This window comes from Streptomyces sp. NPDC059010 (assembly GCF_042740355.1).
In the GTDB taxonomy this organism is placed as follows: Bacteria; Actinomycetota; Actinomycetes; order Streptomycetales; family Streptomycetaceae; genus Streptomyces.
In genome coordinates this window covers 1-20,820 of record NZ_JBHYJA010000046.1, presented here as the reverse complement: position 1 = coordinate 20,820, position 20,820 = coordinate 1, and the positions used below count along the sequence as shown (strand labels likewise).

The following is a 20,820-nucleotide window of genomic DNA, read 5'->3' as shown; positions in this document are numbered from 1 at the left end:
TTCCTTCACAGTGGCTGCATGAGTCGAGACATGTCTGATGTGACACGAGCGAAGCACGGCCGTCCCGTACACCACTGGCGGCGTGACGTCATCGAGCTCGCCGCGCTCTTCACGGCGGTGGCGGTGGCCGACGCCGTAGCGAACCTGGTCGGGCACGGGCCCGACGGACCGGAGCTGCTGCTGGTCTCGGCGGCCGTGCTGGTCGTCACCGCGGGGTTCCACACATGGTGGGCACGCCGCCACGGTCACGCACCCCCGACCGCTGATACCGGTGCCCGGCCGCGCTCCGAGGAGCAGGCCGGGCCGTCGGGAGAGGCGACCGCGACGGCGTCCGGGACGAGTGCGCTGTGGCGGATGCGGACGACGGTGCAGGACGAGCCGGGGTCGCTGGCCGCGCTGTGCGCGGCGCTCGCCGGACTGCGGGTGGACATCCTGAGCCTGCAGACACATCCGCTGGCCGAGGGCACGGTGGACGAGTTCCTGCTGCGGGCGCCCGGCGGGCTCACGGCGGCCGAGATCACCCGTGCGGTCTCGGTGGCCGGGGGTGCCGGGACCTGGATCGAGCGGGCCGACGCCCATGACCTGGTGGACGCGCCGACCCGGGTGCTGGGGCTTGCCACCCGTACCGCCCTGGACGCGGCGGAACTGCCGTTGGCGCTGCGGCAGTTGCTGGGCCGGTGCACCATCCGGTCGCTGCCCGCCGTGCCGGCCGGGGGTGGCCGGGGGCCGGAGCCGGTACCCGTGGAGGGGGTCCTTGAGGACACCGTGATGCGGCTGCGGGCGCCGGAAGGCGGAGTGATCACCGTGGAGCGGCCGTATCTGGCGTTCACGCCGACCGAGTTCGCGCGGGCCCGGGCGCTGGTGGAGCTGGACGCCCGGCTGGGCCCGCGCGTGCCGCGCAGCCAGGACGTGCTGACGCTGCCCGAGGGCAACGACATCACCGTGCGCCGCGCGGACACCGGCGATCTGGAGGCCGCGAAGGAGATGCACGAGCGGTGCTCGGCGCGGACGCTCGGGATGCGGTACCACGGGCCGTTCGGTGACGCCGACCGGTACCTGAGCCATCTGCTCAGTCCCCGCTTCGGGCGGACGATCGCCGTGCAGACCGCGTCGGGGCGGGTCGTCGGGCTCGGACATCTGCTGTGGGACGGGGACGAGACGGAGGTCGCGCTGCTCGTGGAGGACGCGTGGCAGCGGCGGGGCATCGGCACGGAGTTGCTGCGCAGGCTGGTGGGGATGGCTGTTGATGCGGGGTGCGCGAGTGTGTATGCCGTGACGCAGGCGTCCAACACGGGGATGGTTGCGGCGATGCGGGGGCTGGGGCTCCCCCTCGACTATCAGATCGAGGAGGGGACCCTGGTCATCACTGCCCGGCTGGATGCTCCGCTGGAAGAGACGGTTGCGGAGCGGCTGTCCAGTGCGGGTGAGTTGGGGAAGGCCTAGGCGCCGTGGGGGGCTGTGGGCTATCTGGCGGCTGCGGGTGCGCTGTGGCTGGTCGCGCCCCGCGGCGGAGCCGCCTGTCGATACAGCCCCGCGCCCCTTTCGGGGCGCTGTAGTGCGGCGTCCAAGTCAGCCCACAGGTCGTCCACGTCCTCCAAGCCCACCGACATCCGTAGCAGCCTGTCGCTCACTCCGGCGCCCCGGCGGTCGTTCTCGTCCACTATGCGGTGGCTGATGGACGCGGGGTGCTGGATGAGGGTGTCGACGCTGCCCAGGCTTACGGCGGGGGTGATCAGGCGGACGGCGGCTATGACCTCGTGCGGGTCGTCGTGGACCTCGAAGGCGATCATCGCGCCGCCGATACGGGGGTAGTGGACGCGGGCGACGCGCGGGTCGGCGGCGAGGCGGCCGGCCAGTTCGGCGGCGGTCGCGGAGGCGGCCCGGACCCGTATCGGCAGGGTGGACAGGCCGCGCAGCAGCAAATACCCGGCGAGCGGGTGCAGGACGCCGCCCGTCGCGAAGCGGACCTGCCGCAGCAGCCCGGCGAACTCCTCGTCGCAGGCGACCACGCCGGCCATCACGTCCCCGTGCCCGCCGAGGTACTTGGTGGCGCTGTGCAGCACCAGCCGTGCGCCGTGCTCGGCGGGGCGCTGGAGCACCGGTGTGGCGAAGGTGTTGTCGGCGAGCAGCGGTACCGAGCCGCAGGCGTGCGCCACCGCTCGCAGGTCGACCTCGGCGAGCGTGGGATTCGCCGGGGACTCGACCATGACCAGGCCGGTGTCGGGACGCAGCGCCTCCGCGATCCCGGCCGGGTCGGTCCAGGTCACCTCCGAGCCCAGCAGTCCGGCGGTGAGCAGGTGGTCGCTGCAGCCGTACAGGGGGCGTACGGCGACGACGTGGCGCAGGCTCATCGAGGCCCGGGCGAGGAGGACCGCGCTCAGCGCCGCCATCCCGCTGGCGAAGGCGACCGCCGCCTCGGTGCCCTCCAGACGGGCCAGGGCCGTCTCGAAGCGGGCGACGGTGGGGTTGCCGAGGCGCCCGTACACGGGCGGGCCGTCCGGCTCGGCGCCGGTCGTGGCGAACGCGTCGATGCGGGCGGCCTCGCCGCGGCTGTCGTACGAGGGATAAGTGGTGGACAGGTCGATCGGCGGGGCGTGCAGCCCCTGCCGGGCCAGGTCGTCGCGGCCGGCGTGCACGGCCTCGGTGGCCAGTGCCCTGGATGCGGTGCGTGCGTCGTCGTACCCGTGCATACCCTCGTATGCCTCCCTGCTCGCTGGGTCCATGGGCGGAAGAGTGAACATCGGCCGGGTTCTGGCGGAGACCCACCGTGTTACGTTCGGCCAATGGCCGAATCTGTCGTACTGGACCCGGTCGATCTGCATCTGCTGCGGCTCCTGCAGAACGACGCCCGGACCACTTACCGCGACCTCGCCGCGCAGATCGGCATCGCGCCGTCGACGTGTCTGGACCGGGTGACACGGCTGCGCCGTTCGGGCGTGATCCTCGGTCATCAGCTGCGGCTGGATCCGGCCAAGCTGGGCCGTGGGCTTCAGGCGCTGCTGTCCGTGCAGGTCAGGCCGCATCGGCGGGAACTGGTGGGGCCCTTCGTGGAGCGGATCCGGGCGTTGCCGGAGTCGCTGACCGTCTTCCATCTCACCGGGCCGGACGACTATCTCGTGCATGTCGCGGTCGCCGACATGGCTGACCTGCAGCGGCTGGTGCTGGATGATTTCACCGCCCACCGCGAAGTGGCGCGGGTGGAGACGCGGCTGATCTTCCAGCAGTGGGACTGCGGGCCGCTTCTGCCACCCGACGCGCCGGGGAACAAGCCCTCAGCGAAATCGGGCTGACTTGGGACAACGGCCGGAGAAAGCGGGCTGACGCGGCACCGGTCGCCGTATGAGGATGGTCCGCATGTCACAGACCAAGAGCCCGCTGCCCCGTGAGGTCGCCGACACCTATGTCGACGAGCTCATCGCCCTCGACCCGATCACCGGTACGTATCTCGGCGTGAAGGAGAGTTCCAGCAAGCTCCCGGACCTCTCGCCCACGGGCCAGGCGGCCCTCGCGCAGCTTCAGCGGGACACGCTCGCCCGGCTCGACGAGGCCGAGCGCCGCCCCGGCGCGGACAGTGACATCGAGCGCCGCTGCGGGCGGCTGCTGCGCGAGCGGCTGACCGCGGAGCTGGCCGTGCACGAGGCCGACGAGGGCCTGCGCTCGGTCGGCAACCTGGCCACGCCGGCGCACTCGGTGCGCGAGGTCTTCACCGTCACGCCGAACGAGTCCGACGAGGACTGGGCGGCGATCGCCGAGCGGCTGCGGGCGGTGCCGGCCGCGTACGCGGGCTACCGCGAGGCGCTCGCGCTGGGGCTGGAGCGCAAGCTGTACGCGGCCCCCCGCCCGACCGCCACCTTCGTCGAACAGCTCACCGAGTGGGCGGACACCGGTGAGGGGCGCGGCTGGTTCGAGGACTTCGCGTCGGCCGGCCCCGACTCGCTGCGCGCGGAGCTGGACGAGGCCGCCCGCGGGGCGACGGCCTCCGTGGTGGAGCTGCGGGACTGGATGCGCGATGTGTACGCGCCGGCGATCGAGGGCGCGCCGAACACGGTGGGCCGCGAGCGCTACGCCCGCTGCGCGCGCTACTTCAACGGCACGGACCTCGACCTGGACGAGGCGTACGCGTACGGCTGGTCCGAGTACCACCGGCTGCTCGGCGAGATGAAGAAGGAAGCCGAGAAGATCCTGCCCGGCGCGGCGACGCCGTGGGTGGCGCTGGCGCACCTCGACGAGCACGGCCGGCACATCGACGGCGTCGACGAGGTCCGTGACTGGCTCCAGAGCCTGATGGACGAGGCGATCGAGAAGCTGGACGGCACGCACTTCGAACTCGCCGAGCCGGTCCGCAAGGTGGAGTCGTGCATCGCGCCCCCCGGCGGTGCGGCGGCGCCGTACTACACGCCCCCGTCGGAGGACTTCTCCCGCCCGGGCCGTACCTGGCTGCCGACGATGGGCCAGACCCGGTTCCCGGCCTACGACCTGGTCTCGACCTGGTACCACGAGGGTGTGCCGGGTCATCATCTCCAGCTCGCGCAGTGGACGTACGTCGCGCAGAGCCTCTCCCGCTACCAGGCCACCATCGGCCATGTCAGCGCCAACTGCGAGGGCTGGGCGCTCTACGCGGAGCGGCTCATGGACGAGCTGGGCTTCCTCACCGACGCGGAGCACCGGATCGGCTACCTGGACGCGCAGATGATGCGGGCGGCCCGGGTGATCGTCGACATCGGTATGCACCTGGAGCTGGAGATCCCGGCCGACTCCCCGTTCCACCCGGGCGAGCGCTGGACTCCGGAGCTGGCGCAGGAGTTCTTCGGCGCGCACAGCAGCCGCCCGGCGGACTTCGTGGAGAGCGAGCTGACCCGGTATCTGACGATCCCGGGCCAGGCCATCGGCTACAAGCTGGGCGAGCGGGCGTGGCTGCTGGGCCGCGACCGGGCGCGCGAGCGGCACGGCGACGCCTTCGACCTCAAGGCCTGGCACATGGCGGCCCTGTCGCAGGGGTCCCTGGGCCTGGACGACCTGGTGGACGAGCTGGCCGCCCTGTGATCAGCGGCGGAAGCCTCCCTCGGAGTCGATGACCTGTCCGGTGATCCAGCCCGCCTCGTCCGTCGCCAGCCAGGCGATGAGGCGGGCGGGATCGTCGGGCATGCCCCATCGGCCGGCGGGGAAGCGGGACGCGACCACCTCGTACGCCTCACCGGTCAGGTAATCCGTGTCCACCGGGCCGGGGTTGACCGTGTTCACCGTGATGCCCCGCTCTGCCAGCGCGGTCGACAGCGAGCGGGTGACCGAGGCGAGGGCGCCCTTCTGGAGGGCGTAGGCGAGCTCACCGGGCATGCCGCCCGCGATGTCCTGGCCCGAGGTCATCATCACGACACGTCCACCGGGGCCGGCCCGTCGCAGCCGGGCGTGGGCCTGGACGAGCAGGACGACCGAGCGGGTGTCGACCGCCCAGTGGGCGTCGAGCATCGTGGCGTCGATCTCGTCGAGGGTGCCGTCGGAGCCGCTCAGCGCGTGGTTGGCGATCAGGATGTCGAGCCGTCCGCCGAGCGCCGCGGCGGACGTGGCGATCAGTTCGGCGGGCGCGGCCGGGTCGGAGAGGTCGCCGGGACCGGCGAGGACCTGGGCATCCGGGTCACCGAGTGCCTCGCGCACGGAGGCGACGACGTCCTCGGGCCGGTCGGCTCCCCAGGGCATGGCGGCGTCGTGCGGCACATGGTGGTGCAGATAGACACTCGCCCCGTACGAGGCGAGCCGCCGGGCCACGGCGTGACCGATGCCGCCCCGTCTGCTGGCCCCGGTGACCAGGGCGGTGCGGCCGCGCAGGGGCAGGGGGTCTCGGCGGAGGTCTTCGGGGGTGGGGTGCGGGAGTCGGGGCACAGCAGATCATGATGGGGAACGGCCGGGGTGCAGCGCACCTGGTTTTCGCACAGGTGCGGGGGCCGACGATCGTTCGCGCGGCCCCGGCGGTTCGATACAACAGCCGTTGGTTCAGTGCGGCAGCCATCGACTCGGCGCGGCAGCCATCAGCTCAGCTCAGCGCGGAGGCCATCAGCTCAGCGCGGCAGCCATCGGTTCACTGCGGCAGCCGTCTGAGCTGGACCAGCCCCAGCCAGGTCTCGGGTCCGGGCTGCACCTGGGCGGCGCGGACGGCGTACGCGCCCGGCTCCAGGGTGACCCGCAGATGCTCGGTCCGCTCGGTCTCCGGTCCCGGCCAGGCCGAGTCGAACAGGATCACCGTGCCGGGCACCTTCCAGCGCACCTCGTGTCCCCAGTCCGCCGTGGTGAGGGCTGCCGGAACGCGGGCCAGCAGTTCCGCCTCGGAGTCGGCCGCGCACCACCGTACGAAGACGCCGTGGTCGGGCAGATACGAGGTGGACGCGGGGTCGTCGCCGAACACCAGGGCCGCGCAGTCCCCGACGGGCAGGAGCCCGACGGACCCGTCGACCTCACAGGCACGGTCGTAGTCGGACGCCGTCTCGTCGCCGTCGGCGCCCGCCCAGAACGGCAGCACCGTCTCCGGTACCGCGATCAGGGGGCCGCCGCCCGACTCCACCCATTCCACCGCGCCCGGTTTCGCGTATCGCACCATGGCAGCAGAACCTACACGCCCCGGAGCGTCACCGGCTCACCATGACCAACCAGGCCTCAGCAGCCGCAGTTGTCCGCGTCCACCGGAGCCGTCAGCGGGTCGGGCGCCCGGCGCTCACGGTCCTGCCAGGTCTCGAACTCGAAACCCTCCCGTGCCCAGTACTCGAAGCCGCCGAGCATCTCCTTGACCTGGTAGCCGAGTTCGGCGAGGGCGAGTGCGGCACGGGTCGCGCCGTTGCAGCCGGGGCCCCAGCAGTACGTCACGACGGGCACGGACTTGTCGAGGAGCTGCTCGGCCTGCTCGGGGATGAGGGCGGTGGGGAGGTGGATCGCGCCCGGGATGTGGCCCTGGTCCCAGGACTCGGTGGAGCGGGAGTCCACGACGACGAACCCGGGGTCACCGCCGGAGGCGAGCGCCGCGGCGACGTCGGAGACGTCCGCGTGGAAGGCGAGGCTCGCCCGGAAGTAGGCGGCGGCCTCGGCCGGGGCGGCGGGGGCGACGCGCAGAACGGGGTTGGCGGCGGCACCGGCCCTGTGGGCGGTGGCGGAAGGGGTGCTGGTGCTGGGCGCAGTAGTCGTCATGACCAGAAATCTATGGCCGCTGATCCATCCGCTGAAGGGGCGATCCACGGCTCACCTCTTGATTCACCGGTGATTTCCCTGCTATCTCTCGCCCATGACCGCGTTTTCCCCGGACGCCACCGACTGGCGCATACTCGACGTCCTCCAGCGCGAAGGCCGCGCCAGCTTCGCCGAGCTGGCCCGCGCCGTCTCCATGTCCGCGAGCGCGGTCACGGAACGGGTGCGGCGGCTGGAGGAGGCGGGCGTCATCCAGGGGTACGCCGCGGTCGTCGACCCCGACCGGCTGGGACTGCCGATCCTGGCCTTCGTGCGCCTGAGGTACCCGACCGGCAACTACAAGCCTTTCCATGACCTGGTCGCCACCACGCCCGAGATCCTGGAGGCTCATCACGTCACCGGCGACGACTGCTTCGTCATCAAGGTCGCGGCCCGCTCGATGCGGCACCTGGAGGAGATCTCCGGCAAGATCGGCACCCTGGGCTCGGTGACGACGAGCGTCGTCTACTCCTCACCGCTGCTCCGCCGCCCGCTGGGCCAGTGAGAGGGCCGCGACGGGGCTGAGAATTGGCCACGCGCGCCGCCATCCCCCACCCGGCCTCCCCTCCGCTTCACGGGAACCACACAGGTAACCCTGGGCCGCATGGCCTGTCCGCGCATTCCGGATCCCCCGATGACCGGAAACCACTTTCCAGACAGGCCCAGCCCGGCCACAGCTTCTCACTTGACCGGCGTGTTAACGCTGTGTCTAGAGTGACTCCGCCGTAGACGAATGGAACCGACCAACCATCCGTCCTACGGCTGGTCTTACGCGTCGGGGGGACGCCCTTTATCTGCCTGCCTCTCCCGGACGCGCCGTCCGAGGGGGGCTTTCCGTTCTGCGCGATCTTTCGCCGCCGTTGATTCCGGCGTAATTCTCGCTGCCGTTTCCGAGGCCTTCCATTTCCTTCTCCGTCGCCTCTTCCGTTGCCTCTTCCGTTACCGACCGAAGCCGCGACGGTTTCCTTCCTCCTCCCCACACACAGGAGCCTCTGTGTCAAAACGTGTGTCCGTATCGCTATTGGCCGTCGGGGTCATCGCCGCGTCCGTCGCCGTGACCGCTCCGGCCGATGCCGCTCCGACGAGGCGCTGCAACGACCGGCAGGCCTGCTTCTACTACAACTCCGACCAGCAGGGAGCCGTCGCCACGATCTACAACGGCGGCGCGAACCTGGACGCGCAGATCTTCGCGCCCAACACCGGTCCCGGCTCACGGCAGAAGGTCGAGGACCACGCCGCGTCCTGGGACTCCCGCACCCGCAACACCGCGTTCTGCGTGCACCGCGACCGCTGGTGGAAGGGCCCCTTCAACTCGCTCAAGCCGCAGGGGCGCAAGAACCTCAGCTCCGCACTGAAGAACAAGAACTCCTCCACGAACTGGTACCCCCGCCACGAAGACGGCAGCGGCCACTGACTCCGGGAAGGATTCCCTGTCCATGCGTGTGATCAAGACCGTGCCGATCGTCGCCCTTGCCGTGGGAGCGCTCACGCTCTCCGCGTGTTCCGGCCAGGCCACCAATTCCTCCGCCGAACACCCTCGTGCGGGAGAGCGAGTTCAGGGTGCTCCCGCCCGGATGGTCGCCGAGATGAGCCTCCCCCTCGACACCTACCGGCTCAGCCCTGTCGAATACGAGAGAAGCCAGCAGGCGCTGTGGAAAATCACCACGTCCTGCATGAAGGGCATCGGCTTCACCTCCTTCGATTTCATGCCCTCCGCCGGTACCGCCGAGCAGATCGAGGAACACGAGGACGTGCGTTACGGCACCTACGACCAGCAGGACGCCGAACGCAGCGGCTACCGACCCGACTTCGCCCGGGGTGCCCGTGGCGCCGCCGTGATCGGCGGTGCGGAACCGCAGTTCACCGCGGCGGAGGAAGCCGCACTCGACGGCGTCTCCCCCGAGGTCGCGGGCGGCGCGCCCAAGAAGGTCCGAGCGACCGGAACCGGTGAGGCGATTCCGGAGGGCGGCTGCTACGGCCAGGCTCTCGACCAGCTGACCGGCGGGCAGAGCGGCCTCTACCTCGATGACACACTGGTCGACGAACTGGACGGCCAGTCCTACGAGCAGTCCCTGAACGCCCCGGAGGTCAAGGCGGTCTTCGCCGACTGGTCGGCGTGCATGGCCTCGAAGGGCCTCACCTACAAGTCCCCGATCGACGCGAACAACGACCCCTCCTTCACCGGCGACACCGCCGGAGCGGCGGAGAAGAAGGTCGCGGTCGCGGACACCGCCTGCAAGGCCACGACCGGTCTCGTCTCCGTGTGGCACGACGCCGAGTCCGGGATCCAGCGCACGCTGATCGGCACCCATGGCGCGGAACTCGCCAAGCGCCGAGCCCTCAACTCCGCGATCAAGGTGAAGGCCGGCTCAGTCCTGGCATCCTGAGCCCTGTCGCGCCGTGTGCCTCGCGTTCTGCCTGGCACCGGCACGGAGTAGACATTCTGGAGAAGAGGAGTGCCATGCCGAGGAGCCGTCGGCGAACCACGACCGTGCTGGGGAGTCTCCTGACGATCCTGGTGCTGGCGGTCTCCGCCTGCTCGTCCGAAGACCGGGCGGTCAGCCAGGAGGAAGCCCGCGAGCTCGCCGGCAGCCCCCAGGCCGTCAAGGCACGGCAGGACACGGAGGAACGCCTTCGAGCGGTCGCCCGGGCCTACGCGGACCGCACCCCGCTGACCCTCGGCCTGGTCGTCGTCCGCGATGTCTGCCTCAAGGGGGAAGCCAAGCAGGTGTTCGACCCGGACGGCTACGACCCGTTCAAGATCAAATGCTCGCTGCGTGTCACCGCCTACTACGGTGCCGGTCCGAAGCAGATGGGGAACCTCCTCGACAGCGTGCTGGACGAAGGAGACCGCACCGGCTCCCTGATCACTTTCGGCCATGACGACTTCCGTGATCACCTCGTCGCCTACTACCGGGGGAAGGGACCGAACCCGATCGGCGCCGACTCGGAGGAGCCGACACAACTGTCCGACCCGAGTCAGACCCTGTCCTGGGATCCCCTGCGCGACCGGAACTCCCACCGAACGGTTCAAGAGCCGGATGCCTGCACGCAGAACGATCCCCCTGTGACCCGGTGCGTACTGGAGCCGAAGGCCAAGACGGTCGCCGCCCTGCGCAAGCAGTACGGCATGGTCTTCCAACTCGAACTGGCCACGGCCGATTACTACGAAGTGTCCAGAAACGAGCAACCCTGAGACGGGCCGTGCGGCGGCCCGCCTCAGTGCCCCCGCTGCCGCAGCACCGACCCCGATCTCCCCTTCACGACCTCCAGCTGCGCATGGATCCGCCGCCGCAGATCGGCGACATGGCTGACGATGCCGACGCTGCGGTCGCGTTCGCGCAGTGAGTCGAGGACGTCGAGGACCTCGTCGAGGGTCTGGTCGTCGAGGCTGCCGAAGCCCTCGTCGATGAAGAGTGTGTCGAGGCGGACCCCGCCGGCCTCGTCGGTGACGACGTCCGCGAGGCCGAGAGCGAGGGCGAGGGAGGCGAAGAAGGTCTCGCCGCCCGAGAGGGTCGCCGTGTCCCGTTCTCGGCCGGTCCAGGCGTCGACCACATGCAGCCCGAGTCCGCTGCGGCCACGGCCGGTGCGGTCGTCGGAGTGGACGAGGGTGTAGCGGCCGGACGACATGCGTTGCAGCCGTGCGGTCGCGGCGGCGGCGACCTGTTCCAGCCGGGCCGCCAGCACATACGACTCCAGGCGCATCTTGCGTTCGTTGTCCGCCGAGGTGCCGGCGGTGAGTGTGGCGAGGCGGGCGACGCGGTCGTACTCCTCGCGCAGCGGGGCGAGTTGGCGTACGGCCGTCGCCGCCCGGGCGGACAGCCGGTCGAGGTCGGTGCAGCGCCGGTCGGACGCGTCGCGCGCGGAGGCGGCGTCGCGGGCCCGCTGGGCCGCGGTGGCCGCCCCTCGCTCCGCGGTCGCGATGTCGGCCGGGGGCCGCTGGGCCGCGGCCGCGGTGTCGGCCTCGGCGAGGACGGCGCGTACGGCGGCCTCCTCGGACTGCCAGGCGTCCAGCCGCCGTTGGAGCTCACGGTGGGCGGCGTCGTCGAGGAGGGCTGCGGCCGCGGCCGTCGGGGTGTCGAAGCCCGCGCGGAAGGCGGCGTCGGCCAGCCGGGCGTCGGCGTCCTTGAGTCGCTGGGCGGTGTCCTCGGCCAGGCGCGCGCCATCGGCGGCGTCGGTGAGCAGCGCGACCTGCCGCTCCAGCTGCGCGGCCCGCGCGGCCACACTGCCGGCGGCGCCGCGTGCTGCGGCCAACTCCTCCTCCAGGGTGGCCCGTTCGCGGTCCAGCCGCTCTCGATGGCCCACCCGGGAGGCGGCTCTGACGGCGGCCTCCTGCCGGGCGGCGCTGCGCCGCTCGTACTCCTGTTCCGCGTGACGCAGCTCCTCGTTCGCGGCATGCAGCCCGGAGGCGGCGCGACGGGCCTGGGTGAACCGCCGCTCCAACTCCTCCATTTCCCGGGCGAGTTGCCCGGTCGGCGCGTCCCCGGCCTCCGCGGTCGCCGCGGCCAGCGCCTCTCGTACGAGGCCCAGGCGCCGTTCGTCCTCGGTGCGCTCCTCCTCGGCCCGCTGGTAGGCGGCGAGGGCGCGCTCCTCCGCCTCGCGGTCGACGTGCCCCGCTACCTTGCGGGCGGGAGCCGGGTGTTCGGTGGCTCCGCAGACGGCGCAGGGCTCGCCGTCGGTGAGGTTCGCCGCCAGCTCGGCGGCGATGCCGTTCAGCCGCTGTTCCTTGAGGTCGAGCCAGTGGGCACGGGCCCGCACCGCGCGCTCGGCCGATTCCAGCGCCCGCCGCTGGGCGGCGTCCGTGTCACCGGCGAACTGGTCCCGCTGCCGGGCCGCCCTGAGCCTGCGCTGCGCGGGATCGCGCTGTACGGCGAGCTGCTCGGCCTGCCCGGCCGCCTCCTGCGCGGACTCGATGCGGGTGTGGAGCCCCGAGCGGGTCGTCTCCCACCCGGCCAGCCAGGTCTCCGCCTCCTGGAGGACGTCGTCGTCCGCCCGCTCCTGCCGGTCCAGGTCCGCGCGCTCCGCCACGAGGCCGGCCAACCGCTGCTCGGCACGCCGCGCCGACTCCAGCCCGCCCAGCTCCTCGGCGGCCCGACGCCCGGCGGCCGCCAAGCGCTCCGCCGGAAGCGCCCCGAAGTCGCGTCGGTCGCCGCCGAGGCCGAGCCCCATGCCCTCGTCGGAGTCGGAGTCGGAGTCGGAGAAGGCTTCCCGTAGCTGGACACGCGTGCGTGCCTGCGCCTCGGCCGCCCGGCGGTGCTCGGCGTCGGCCGCCTCCCACAGCTCCAGGGCCGGTGCCACCATCTCGGCCTTGCGGGACCGCTCCATGCGCGCCTGTGCCTCACGGTGGGCGTCGGCCCGCTCCTCCAGCAGCCGCGCCCGCTCCCGCGCCTCGGCGAACCGCCGCTGCAACCGGGCCACCTCGCGTACGTCGGCCAGGGCACGGTCGGCGGCGGCCTGGGCGGACTCGGCGGCCAGGAGGCGGCAGTGGGCGACGGTCAGCTGCTCGCGGGCGGTGCTGCGGGCGACCGCGGCGGCGCCGAGGACGGCCTCGGCCAGGCCGGGCTCGCCCGGTGCGAGGTCGGGCAGCCGCATGGCGTCGCCCGCCGCCTGCTGCATGCGGTGCGCGTCGGCCAGCAGCGCGGCATCGCCGTCCCGCACCTGGGCCTCGGCGGCCCGGCGGCGCTCGGCGAGGCGCTTCTCGACCTCGGCGAAACGGTGGGTGTCGAAGAGACGGCCGAGCAGCTTGCCGCGGGCCTCGGCGTCCGCGCGCAGGAAGCGCGCGAAGTCTCCCTGGGGCAGCAGCACGACCTGGCAGAACTGCTCCCGGCTCATGCCGAGCAGCTGGGTGACCTCCTCGCCGATCTCCTGGTGGGAGCGGCTGAGGTCCTTCCAGGTCGCGGCCTGGGCGTCGTACTCGCGCAGCCAGCTCTGCGCCTTGTCGAGCGTCGTGCCCAAGCCGCGCTTCTTCGGGCGTTCCCAGGGCGGCTGCCGGGTGATCTCCAACCGGCGCCCCGCGACGGTGAGTTCGAGGCGGATCTCCGTACGTGTGCCGGGCGCGGAATGGTCGCTGCGCAGGTTCATGCCGCCCTGGCCGGTCTGCCGGGCGCCCGGCACGGAGCCGTAGAGCGCGTAGCAGACGGCGTCGAGGACGGAGGTCTTGCCGGCGCCGGTGGGGCCGTGCAGCAGGAAGAGCCCGGCCGTGGACAGCGCGTCGAAGTCGACGCTCTGGGAGCCGCCGAAGGGTCCGAACGCCGTCATGTCGAGGCGGTGCAGCCTCACCGGGCCACCTCCCGCACGGCGTCCTCGGCCCGCACCGTGTCGAACGCGTCCCGCAGCACGCCCTGTTCGTGTGCGTCGGGTCCGGCCCCGCGCACATGCGCGACGAAGTCCTCCGCGATCTCCTGGTCGCTGCGGCCCGCGAGCCGCCGCGCATAGGACACGTCGGGGTCGTCGGGTGTCCGCTCGGAGGCGAAGACGAGGCTGAGGGTGTGCGGGAAGCGTTCGGTGAGGCGGGCCATGGGGTCCGCCGGGCGCACCGCGTCCGTGAGGGTGGCCTCGACCCACGCCTCCTCGTGCCGGGCGAGCCCGGGATCGGCGAGCAGTTCCTCCAGCGTCCCGCGGATCCGGGCCAGCGCACGCGGCACCGGGCAGTCGACGCGCTCGGCCGTGACCGCGCCGTCGGCGTCCAGGTCGACGAGCCACATGCTCTTGCGGTGGTCGGCCTCGGAGAAGGAGTACGGCAGCGGGGAACCCGAGTAGCGGACGCGGTCGGTGATGGTCTGGCAGCCGTGCAGATGGCCGAGCGCCGCGTAGTCGACGCCGTCGAAGACCCCGGCGGGCACCGCGGCCACCCCGCCGACGGTGATGTCCCGCTCGCTGTCGCTGGCCTCTCCCCCGGTGACGAAGGCGTGCGCGAGGACGACCGACCGCGTGCCACGCGCGCGTGTGGCGAGGTCGGCGCGCACCCGGTCCATGGCGGCGGCGAGCACGGCCTCGTGGCCGGGCTTCTCGACCCCGAACTCGTCCTTCACCAGGGCGGGTTCGAGATAGGGCAGACCGTAGAAGGCCACGTCGCCGAAGTCGTCCTGGAGCACGACGGGCGTGCCGCACGCGGACGGCTCGGTCCGCAGATGGATACCGGCGCGGCCGATCAGCCCGGCCCCCACGCCGAGTCGGCGTGCCGAGTCGTGGTTGCCGGAGATCATCACCGTCGGCACGCCGAGGTCGGCGAGCCGGTGCAGGGCGTCGTCGAACAGCTCGACGGCGGCGAGGGGCGGCACCGCCCGGTCGTACACGTCTCCCGACACGACCACCGCGTCCACGCCGCGCTCACGCACGGTCGTGACGAGATGACCGATGAACCCGGTCTGGGCCCCGAGCATGTTGACCCGGTGGAACGCCCGGCCGAGATGCCAGTCGGAAGTGTGCAGCAGCCTCATGATCCCCGAGACTAACGGCCGGGTCTGACAGCACGGGCGGTTACTCCCGTATCGGCCCGACTTGACCGGTCACGCGTCCCCGTACGCCTCTCCCCCGAGCTCGAACCCGGCCGACCCCGCCGTCACGTCCGCGAGCCACGCCCGGAACGCCTCCACGTCGGCGTCCGGCAGCCCGACCTCGATGGTGACCTCCTCCGCGTACCGCACGTCCCGCACCTCGCGCCCGGTCGACCTCAGGTCGTTCTGCACCTTGCCGGCACGTTGGTGGTCGACGGTCACCGTGGCCAGCCGGAACCGGCGCCGGGTGAGGGTGCCGAGTGTGTCCAGCGCCTCGCCGACGGCTCCGCCGTAGGCCCGGATGAGGCCGCCCGCGCCGAGCTTGACGCCGCCGTAGTAGCGGGTGACGACGGCGACGACGTAGCGCATGTCGCGGCGCAGCAGCATCTGGAGCATCGGGACGCCGGCCGTGCCGCCCGGTTCGCCGTCGTCGCTCGCCTTCTGGACCGCGGCGTCGGCGCCGATGACGTAGGCCCAGCAGTTGTGGGTGGCGTCCGCGTGCTCCTTGCGGACGGCGGCGATGAAGTCCTGGGCCTCCTGCTCGGTGGCGGCCGGGGCGAGCGCACAGAGGAAGCGTGAGCGGTTGACCTCGGTCTCGTGCACGCCCGCGTGGGCGACTGTGCGGTACTCGTCCTGCATCCCGCCAGCCTATGCGCAGCGCCCACGGGCGCCCGCGCGGGAGGCGTTCACTTCTTGCGGCCGCGGGCCACCATCATGTCCGTCAGCAGCGCCGAGCCCGGTGCCAGGGCCTTCCAGGTGGTGCCGTGCCAGGCCAGTACGGCGATCGCCGAGGTCGGGAACTTCGTGCGGACCTGGTCCAGGGTGTCGTCGAGGCCGTCCCCGGCGAGGGCGAGGACGAGCTCCTCCAGACCCGGGTTGTGGCCGACCAGGAGCAGGGTCTCCACCTCGGGGGGCACGTCGTGCACGACCTCCAGCAGTTCGGGCACGTCGGCCGCGTACACGCGCGGATCGAGGTGCACCGGCGGCGGTGTGCCCCATTGGGCGGACGCCAGCTCCCAGGTGGCACGCGCGCGTGCGGCCGTCGAGCAGAGCGCGAGGTCCGGCAGACAGTCGGCGTCGGCGAGCATCCGGCCCGCGACCGGGGCGTCGCGGTGGCCGCGCGGGGCGAGCGGGCGGTCGTGGTCGGCGACGCCCTCCGGCCAGGCGGACTTGGCATGCCTGAGGACGACCAGACGGCGCAGCGGGCCGTTTCCGATACGGCCGGTCATGCCGGGGCTCCCAGGTCGCGGGTGAGGTCGAGGCCGAGGAGGCGGTCGGCATAGGCGTAAGTCTCGAAGCGGGCGCCGTCCGGCAGGTCCGGCGCGGTCTCCACCCAGCGCAGGACGCCCAGGACGCCGGGTACGTCGAGGTCGTCCTCCCAGGCGGTGCGCAGTTCTGTCTTCACCTCGTCGGGGATGGGCCGTGACGGCCGCTGTGCCCAGCCGGCGACGGCGCGGCGCCAGCGCGCGAGGGTGTCGTGGGCGTCGGCGAGGGCGGCCGTGTCGAGCCGTACGGGCACGCTTCTGCGCCGGGAGAGCAGCGCGAGGCGCAGGGCGGCGGGGTCGGCCTCCTCGGGGGGTGCCTCCGAGTGCACGGGGGCGACGGCGACCCGCACCCCGTCGGGCTCGGCACCTTCCTCGCGTACGACGTGGATGACCTGTGCCTCGCCCAGTCCCGACGCGGCGTCCCGGCCGTCCTCGAAGGGCCGGATACCGAGGGCGGCGGCGCCGGCCCGGAGCTCCGCCTGCCGTTGCTCCTCGTCGAGCAGCGCCCAGACGGGCGTACCGCCTAGTTCCAGGGCGCGGACGAGGAGATCGGCGACCAGCAGTATCCGCAGGGCGGTGACGTCGAAGCCCTCCGTATGCGCTTCGATCCGGGTCAGGCCCCGGCGGGCGGGGGCGGCGTCGACGGGCTCGCCGGTTCGGGCGTCGATGATGCGCAGCACGGAGCGAGCGTAGGCGGACGGGCCGCCGTCCGCAGCCTTCCGGCCCGGTTTCCGGACATCGTGGCGAGGGCCGGGTGTGCCGGGAGTTCGCTGGTCATCCATGGTTGTACGGCCCACGGACACGCACGACGCGTATGTCGTACCCGGGCATCGCCACCCCCTGCCGTACGGACTGCCCGCACGGTACTGCGCACCGGCCCGCCCGGACAGCAGTTCGGGCCACGACGGCCGGACGTTAACGGAGTTGTTCCTCGCCGACCGCGCGCGAGCCGCGGCCTCGTCGCAGCAGCGCCGCCGTGTACACGTCCGCCGTGGCCGCCGCGGCCCTGGCCCAGCCGAAGGAGCGGGCGTGCCGGACCGCGGCCTCGCTCATCCGGGCGGAGCGGGCCGGGTCGGCGGCGAAGCCGTACAGGGCACGCGCGTAGTCCGCCGGATCGTGCCCGGGTACGAGCACGCCGCTGGCCCCGTCCCGTACGGCCACCGGCAGGCCACCGACCGCCGCGGCGATCACCGGGGTGCCACAGGCCTGTGCCTCGACGGCCACCAGGCCGAAGGACTCGCTGTGGGACGGCATGACCAGCACGGACGCCGCCCGGTACCAGTCGGCGAGCCGGTCCTGGCCGACCGGTGGCCGGAACAGTACGACGTCCGAGATGCCGAGGCGGGCCGCCAGTTTCTGCAGTCCTTCCGGTCTGGCCAGGCCGCTGCCGCTGGGCCCGCCCACGACCGGCGCCACGAGCCTCTCCCGCAGCCACGGCCGCTCCTCCAGCAGCCGGGCCACCGCCAGGAGGAGGACGTCCGGTGCCTTCAACGGCTGTATGCGGCCCACGAACAGGGGGATCAGCGCGTCCTGCGGGAGGCCGAGGCGGGATCGTGCCGCCGCCCGTCCGGCCTGGACACCGCGGGCGTCGGGGCGGAAGCGCTCCAGGTCGACGCCGGGGTGGACGACGGCGACCCGGCCGGCGTCGGCGTCGTAGTGGCGCAGCAGTTCGGCCGCTTCCTTCTCGGTGTTGGCTATCAACCGGTCGGCGGCCCGTACGACTTGGCTCTCGCCGAGCACGCGGGCGGCGGGCTCGGGGGTGTCGCCGTCGGCCAGGTTGGCGTTCTTGACCTTGGCCATGGTGTGCATGGCGTGCACGAGCGGAACGCCCCAGCGCTCGGCGGTGAGCCGGCCGACGTGGCCGGAGAGCCAGTAGTGGGAGTGGACCAGGTCGTAGTGGCCCGGGCGGTGGCCCGCCCAGGCCTGGGTGACGCCGTGCGCGAAGGCGCAGAGCTGGGCGGGCAGATCCTCCTTGGCCAGACCTTCGTACGGGCCCGCGGCCACGTGCCGGACCAGAACGCCGGGGGCGAGTTCGACGCGGGGCGCGAGCGCGGCGGACGTGGCGCGGGTGAAGATCTCCACCTCGATGCCGATGGCGGCGAGGCACTTGGCGAGCTCCACGATGTAGACGTTCATGCCGCCCGCGTCGCCCGTTCCGGGCTGGTGCAGCGGTGAGGTGTGCACGCTGAGCATGGCGACACGGCGAGGCCGGTGGCGGGCGTCGGGCGGCCGGGGCCGGGGCGGGCCGAGCAGGGTGCTGCCGTGGGCGCGGCTGTCGTGGGCGCGGCTGTCGTGGGCGCGGCTGTCGTGGCGCTCTTCGAGCCCGGTCAGGTACTGGCTCACCTCGCCGGCCCTCCGGCCATGGCTCCGGCTCCGGCCCGCAGGTCGATGCGCTGCTCGCCCGCGTACACGTTCATGGAGTCGCCGCGCAGGAATCCGACGAGCGTCAGTCCCGTCTCCGCCGCCAGGTCCACGGCGAGGGAGGACGGCGCCGAGACGGCCGCCAGCACCGGGATGCCCGCCATGACGGCCTTCTGTGCCAGCTCGAAGGACGCCCGCCCGGACACCAGCAGAATGCTGCGGGACAACGGCAGTCGGCCCGCCTGCAGTGCGCGGCCGATCAGCTTGTCGACGGCGTTGTGCCGGCCGACGTCCTCCCGCAGGTCCAGCAGCTCGCCCTCGGGCGAGAACAATCCGGCGGCATGCAGCCCACCGGTGCGGTCGAACACCCGCTGCGCGGCCCGGAGCCGGCCGGGCAGGGCGGCCAGCAGCTCGGGGGTGACCCGGACCGGGGGTGTGTCGGCGATCGGCCACCGTGCGGTGGTCCGTACGGCGTCCAGGCTGGCCTTGCCGCACAGGCCGCAGGAGGACGTGGTGTACACGTTCCGCTCCAGCGTGATGTCGGGCAGCGGTACGCCGGGGGCGAGTTGTACGTCGACGACGTTGTAGGTGTTCGAGCCGTCCTGGGTGGCACCGGCGCAGTACACGATGCTGGCCACGTCCACGGCCCGGGCCACGACGCCCTCGCTCACCAGGAATCCGGCGGCGAGCGCGAAGTCGTCCCCGGGGGTGCGCATGGTGATGGCCAGTGGCTTGCCGCCGAGCCGGATCTCCAGTGGCTCCTCAGCCACCAGGGTGTCCGGTCGCGTGCTCGACGCGCCGTCCCGGATGCGCACGACGCGCCGTCGCTCGGTGACCCGTCCCATGTCCCACTCCCGGTTCTTTCCGTGGACGTCGTTCCCCCTCCGCACCTGGGGCGTCAACCCCGACGGCCGGTGCCCGGGCCTCAGCCGGCCTTCTTCCTCAGCACTCGATGACGTTGACGGCGAGGCCGCCGCGGGCGGTCTCCTTGTACTTGACCTTCATGTCGGCGCCGGTCTCCTTCATGGTCTTGATGACCTTGTCGAGGGAGACGTGGTGCCTGCCGTCGCCGCGCAGGGCCATCCGGGCGGCGGTCACGGCCTTGACAGCGGCCATGCCGTTGCGCTCGATGCACGGGATCTGGACGAGGCCGCCGACGGGGTCGCAGGTGAGGCCGAGGTTGTGCTCCATGCCGATCTCGGCGGCGTTCTCGACCTGTTCGGGACTGCCGCCGAGGACCTCGGCGAGACCTCCGGCGGCCATCGAGCAGGCGGAGCCGACCTCGCCCTGGCAGCCGACCTCGGCGCCGGAGATGGACGCGTTCTCCTTGAAGAGCATGCCGATCGCGCCCGCCGCGAGCAGGAAGCGGACGATGCCGTCCTCGTCGGCGCCCGGCACGAAGTCGAGGAAGTAGTGCAGGACGGCGGGGATGATGCCGGCCGCGCCGTTCGTCGGGGCGGTGACGACTCGGCCGCCCGCCGCGTTCTCCTCGTTCACGGCCATCGCGTAGAGGGTCACCCATTCCATGGCGCGGCCCGCCGGGTCGCCCTCGCTGCGCAGGGCCCGGGCCGCCGCCGCGGCTCGCCGACGGACCTTCAGACCGCCGGGGAGAATGCCCTCGCGCCCCAGCCCCCGTCCGACGCAGGCCTCCATGACCCGCCAGATCTCCAGCAGACCCGCGCGGATCTCCTGCTCGGTGCGCCACGCCTTCTCGTTCTCCAGCATCAGCGCGGAGATCGACAGGCCGGTCTCCTTCGTCAGGCGCAGCAGTTCGTCGCCGGTGCTGAACGGATGGGCCGGCACGGTGTCGTCGGGCTTGATGCGGTCCGCGCCGACCGCGTCCTCGTCGACCACGAAGCCGCCGCCCACCGAGTAGTACGTCTTCTCCAGCAGCGGCACCCCGTCGGCGTCGTACGCGAAGAGGATCATGCCGTTGGCGTGGTACGGCAGCGCGCGCCTACGGTGCAGGACCAGCTGGGTCGAGGCGTCGAAGTCGATCTCGTGGGCCGGGCCGATCTCGGCGCCGAGCAGGCGGATGCGCCCGGTACCGCGGATCCGCTCGACGTCCAGGTCGGCCTGGGCGACATCGACCGTGTGCGGCTGGTTGCCCTCCAGGCCGAGCAGCACCGCCTTGGGCGTGCCGTGGCCGTGGCCGGTGGCGCCGAGGGAGCCGAACAACTCCGCCCGGACAGCGGTGGTCTGGGCCAGCACGCCGTCCTGCTTCAGCCGGGCGACGAACATCGCGGCGGCGCGCATCGGGCCGACGGTGTGCGAGCTGGACGGGCCGATGCCTATGGAGAACAGGTCGAAGACGCTGATTGCCACGCCATACTCCGGTGGATTGGCGGGGCGTGCCGAGCGGTCACGGGCACGCCCCTGCGGGGAGGTTGCCGGTCACAGACCGGGGTACAGCGGGTGCTTGTCGGCCAGGGCCTTGACCCGGGCCTTGAGCGAGGCGGCGTCGTAGGACGGCTTGAGTGTCTGGGCGATGA

19 protein-coding genes are annotated in these 20,820 nt (G+C 72.4%); 7 read left to right on the top strand and 12 right to left on the bottom strand.

Features of this window, described 5'->3' with window-relative positions:
- Positions 1-30: 30 nt before the first annotated feature.
- Complete coding sequence (locus tag ACFWYS_RS36600; protein ID WP_384778562.1) at positions 31-1,443, top strand: GNAT family N-acetyltransferase; 1,413 nt, start codon at positions 31-33, stop codon at positions 1,441-1,443.
- A 20-nt stretch (positions 1,444-1,463) separates the two neighbouring features.
- Here the strand turns inward: ACFWYS_RS36600 and ACFWYS_RS36595 are convergent, their stop codons facing one another.
- On the bottom strand, positions 1,464-2,690 hold the full coding sequence (locus ACFWYS_RS36595) for a trans-sulfuration enzyme family protein (RefSeq protein ID WP_384778743.1): 1,227 nt from the start codon (positions 2,688-2,690) through the stop codon (positions 1,464-1,466).
- A 93-nt stretch (positions 2,691-2,783) separates the two neighbouring features.
- On the opposite strand from ACFWYS_RS36595, the gene ACFWYS_RS36590 reads away from it, so the two are divergent.
- Both ACFWYS_RS36590 and ACFWYS_RS36585 read left to right on the top strand, forming a co-directional pair.
- Positions 2,784-3,290: an Lrp/AsnC family transcriptional regulator gene (locus ACFWYS_RS36590; RefSeq protein ID WP_384778559.1), complete on the top strand. Its 507-nt coding sequence runs from the start codon at positions 2,784-2,786 to the stop codon at positions 3,288-3,290.
- Between the two features lie 64 nt (positions 3,291-3,354).
- Positions 3,355-5,043, top strand: coding sequence for a DUF885 domain-containing protein (locus ACFWYS_RS36585; protein WP_384778556.1), 1,689 nt, complete (start codon positions 3,355-3,357; stop codon positions 5,041-5,043).
- Here the strand turns inward: ACFWYS_RS36585 and ACFWYS_RS36580 are convergent, their stop codons facing one another.
- From ACFWYS_RS36580 to ACFWYS_RS36570, 3 genes are all read right to left on the bottom strand, one after another.
- Complete coding sequence (locus ACFWYS_RS36580) at positions 5,044-5,877, bottom strand: SDR family oxidoreductase (protein WP_384778553.1); 834 nt, start codon at positions 5,875-5,877, stop codon at positions 5,044-5,046.
- Between the two features lie 196 nt (positions 5,878-6,073).
- Entirely contained in the window at positions 6,074-6,589 is a 516-nt protein-coding gene (locus tag ACFWYS_RS36575) for an immunity 21 family protein (protein ID WP_384778551.1), read from the bottom strand.
- A 56-nt stretch (positions 6,590-6,645) separates the two neighbouring features.
- A complete protein-coding gene (locus tag ACFWYS_RS36570; protein WP_384778548.1) occupies positions 6,646-7,170 on the bottom strand; it encodes a rhodanese-like domain-containing protein in 525 nt (174 codons plus the stop codon).
- 94 nt (positions 7,171-7,264) lie between these two features.
- Between ACFWYS_RS36570 and ACFWYS_RS36565 the strand changes: the two genes are divergently transcribed.
- The 4 genes from ACFWYS_RS36565 (at position 7,265) to ACFWYS_RS36550 (ending at position 10,402) form a co-directional block, all read left to right on the top strand.
- The gene (locus ACFWYS_RS36565) at positions 7,265-7,711 is read left to right on the top strand and encodes an Lrp/AsnC family transcriptional regulator (RefSeq protein ID WP_272123088.1); all 447 of its coding nucleotides are present in this window, start codon (positions 7,265-7,267) and stop codon (positions 7,709-7,711) included.
- A 489-nt stretch (positions 7,712-8,200) separates the two neighbouring features.
- Positions 8,201-8,620: a hypothetical protein gene (locus ACFWYS_RS36560; protein WP_384778544.1), complete on the top strand. Its 420-nt coding sequence runs from the start codon at positions 8,201-8,203 to the stop codon at positions 8,618-8,620.
- A gap of 22 nt (positions 8,621-8,642) precedes the next feature.
- Positions 8,643-9,593, top strand: coding sequence for a hypothetical protein (locus tag ACFWYS_RS36555; protein ID WP_384778541.1), 951 nt, complete (start codon positions 8,643-8,645; stop codon positions 9,591-9,593).
- Positions 9,594-9,667: 74 nt separating this feature from the next.
- On the top strand, positions 9,668-10,402 hold the full coding sequence (locus tag ACFWYS_RS36550) for a hypothetical protein (RefSeq protein ID WP_384778537.1): 735 nt from the start codon (positions 9,668-9,670) through the stop codon (positions 10,400-10,402).
- 23 nt (positions 10,403-10,425) lie between these two features.
- On the opposite strand, the gene ACFWYS_RS36545 is transcribed toward ACFWYS_RS36550, so the two are convergent.
- The 8 genes from ACFWYS_RS36545 to ACFWYS_RS36510 all read right to left on the bottom strand — a co-directional run bounded on the left by ACFWYS_RS36545 (position 10,426) and on the right by ACFWYS_RS36510 (position 20,653).
- On the bottom strand, positions 10,426-13,485 hold the full coding sequence (locus ACFWYS_RS36545) for an AAA family ATPase (protein ID WP_384778534.1): 3,060 nt from the start codon (positions 13,483-13,485) through the stop codon (positions 10,426-10,428).
- A complete protein-coding gene (locus ACFWYS_RS36540) occupies positions 13,482-14,645 on the bottom strand; it encodes an exonuclease SbcCD subunit D (protein WP_384778531.1) in 1,164 nt (387 codons plus the stop codon). The genes ACFWYS_RS36545 and ACFWYS_RS36540 overlap by 4 nt, the downstream gene beginning before the upstream one ends.
- Positions 14,646-14,714: 69 nt before the next feature.
- Positions 14,715-15,341: a YigZ family protein gene (locus ACFWYS_RS36535; protein ID WP_384778528.1), complete on the bottom strand. Its 627-nt coding sequence runs from the start codon at positions 15,339-15,341 to the stop codon at positions 14,715-14,717.
- Positions 15,342-15,388: 47 nt separating this feature from the next.
- Complete coding sequence (locus ACFWYS_RS36530; protein WP_384778525.1) at positions 15,389-15,931, bottom strand: SixA phosphatase family protein; 543 nt, start codon at positions 15,929-15,931, stop codon at positions 15,389-15,391.
- The gene (locus ACFWYS_RS36525; protein WP_384778522.1) at positions 15,928-16,647 is read right to left on the bottom strand and encodes a hypothetical protein; all 720 of its coding nucleotides are present in this window, start codon (positions 16,645-16,647) and stop codon (positions 15,928-15,930) included. Before ACFWYS_RS36525 ends, ACFWYS_RS36530 begins: the two co-directional genes overlap by 4 nt.
- Before the next feature lie 235 nt (positions 16,648-16,882).
- Positions 16,883-18,220: a D-inositol-3-phosphate glycosyltransferase gene (mshA, locus tag ACFWYS_RS36520; RefSeq protein WP_384778740.1), complete on the bottom strand. Its 1,338-nt coding sequence runs from the start codon at positions 18,218-18,220 to the stop codon at positions 16,883-16,885.
- Positions 18,221-18,306: 86 nt separating this feature from the next.
- Positions 18,307-19,173: a formate dehydrogenase accessory sulfurtransferase FdhD gene (gene fdhD / locus ACFWYS_RS36515; protein ID WP_384778519.1), complete on the bottom strand. Its 867-nt coding sequence runs from the start codon at positions 19,171-19,173 to the stop codon at positions 18,307-18,309.
- Positions 19,174-19,270: 97 nt separating this feature from the next.
- Positions 19,271-20,653 (bottom strand): L-serine ammonia-lyase, encoded by a 1,383-nt coding sequence (locus ACFWYS_RS36510; RefSeq protein ID WP_384778516.1) that lies wholly within the window; start codon positions 20,651-20,653, stop codon positions 19,271-19,273.
- Positions 20,654-20,820 lie beyond the last annotated feature (167 nt).